The 1,453-nt window shown below is 23.6% G+C and carries 3 protein-coding genes; all 3 read right to left on the bottom strand.

Translation table 11 applies throughout. The annotated features are described in order from the left end of the window. Positions 1-463, bottom strand: a 463-nt coding sequence (locus tag RI76_RS02535; protein ID WP_026072061.1) for a nucleoside deaminase, incomplete at its 3' end; no start/stop codon positions are given. Between the two features lie 43 nt (positions 464-506). Further along, positions 507-1,085 (bottom strand): thymidine kinase, encoded by a 579-nt coding sequence (locus RI76_RS02530; protein WP_017192580.1) that lies wholly within the window; start codon positions 1,083-1,085, stop codon positions 507-509. A 40-nt stretch (positions 1,086-1,125) separates the two neighbouring features. Next, entirely contained in the window at positions 1,126-1,356 is a 231-nt protein-coding gene (gene rpmE, locus RI76_RS02525; RefSeq protein ID WP_017192579.1) for a 50S ribosomal protein L31, read from the bottom strand. Positions 1,357-1,453 lie beyond the last annotated feature (97 nt).

Here is a 1,453-nt window from a genome sequence, read left to right as displayed (position 1 = left end):
ATTTCTTTCTTAAATTGTAAAAAAATTTTTTTAAAATATGTTCATTTTCTTTTTCCAATAATTCTAATTTAATAAAATTATTTTGTTTATGTTTTTTTTCTTCCAAAAGAACAAAGAATTTTTTAAAAAAATATGATTTTGGATTGAAAGCACTATAATATATTGTTTGAATCCGAGATTGAATTAAAGCGCCAGCACACATAAGACAAGGTGCCAAAGTGATATAAATAATTACTTCATCCATTCGATAAGTTTTTAATTTTTTATTTAATTTCATTAAAAGTAAAAATTCAGCATGACCATAAAATAATTGACTTTTTTCTATATTATTGTGAGCTCTTGATATTATTTTATCATTCATAATAGCAACAGCGCCAACAGGAACTTCATCTTTTAAAAAAGCTTTTTTAGCTTCTTTAAAAGCTTCTTTCATAAAGACAAAATGCTTTTCTTCTATATTCAATTATACATTAAATTCCTTACATGAATTTTTAAAATAAATTTTTTTAAAAATTATGACATTTACGACAACAAGATTTATGATAATTATTACCACCTATTAAAATAACAGGTTGTTCTTCATCATTTGCTTTTTTGTTAGAAAATATTCTTTGTGTTCTTGTTGCCTCTTTTCCACAAATAAAACAAAAAGATTGTAACTTAGTTACTTTATCAGATATTGATAATAAATATGGCATGGAACCGAATGGTTCTCCGCGATAATCCAATTCTAAACCAGCGATAATAATTTTCATACCTTTATAAGATAAATTGTTTAAAATTTTTTCTATATCTTTATCAAAAAATTGAATTTCATCTATGATTAAATATTCAATTTTTTCATTTTCTTTAATAATATCTAAAATGTCTGAACTTTTATTAACTAACAAAGAAGGAACGGTTTTTAAATCGTGAGTTACCAATTCACTTTTGAGAGAATAACGTTTGTCAATTGAAGGTTTGAAAACTAAAAATTTTTTTTTCAATGAATTCAATGTTTCAATATTTTTAATCAATTCTGTCGTCTTTCCGGAAAACATCGGTCCACAAATGACTTCAATAAACCCTTCTTGATCTAAAATCATTTTTTATAAAACCTTTCTATGTTAAAAATTATTCCTCTGTTTATTGTTTATTATCGTCTTTTTTTTGATCATAACCATAACGTTTGTGAAACTTATCTACTTGTCCAGCGACAGTTACAAAAACTTGTGAATCAGTATAAAAAGAATGACAATTGGAACAAGTTTCAATTTTCATAGTTTTAACTGTTGTACCTATTTTATGTGTTGTCTTGCAAGTAGCACAAGAAACTTCTATTTCATAAAACTCGGGTTGTTGTAATTTATTTTTCATAAATAAAATCCCTTTTTTTATTTTATTAAAAAATTATGAATTAACTTTTTAATATTTATCACCTTTAATTTTAACATTAAAAAAACATTTTTCAAAA

Origin of the sequence: Milkweed yellows phytoplasma str. MW1, from assembly GCF_000309485.1 — a bacterium.
Lineage (GTDB): Bacteria > Bacillota_I > Bacilli_A > Acholeplasmatales > Acholeplasmataceae > Phytoplasma.
The sequence above is the reverse complement of the archived record's forward strand: the minus strand, read 5'-3'. Positions and strand labels throughout refer to the sequence as shown.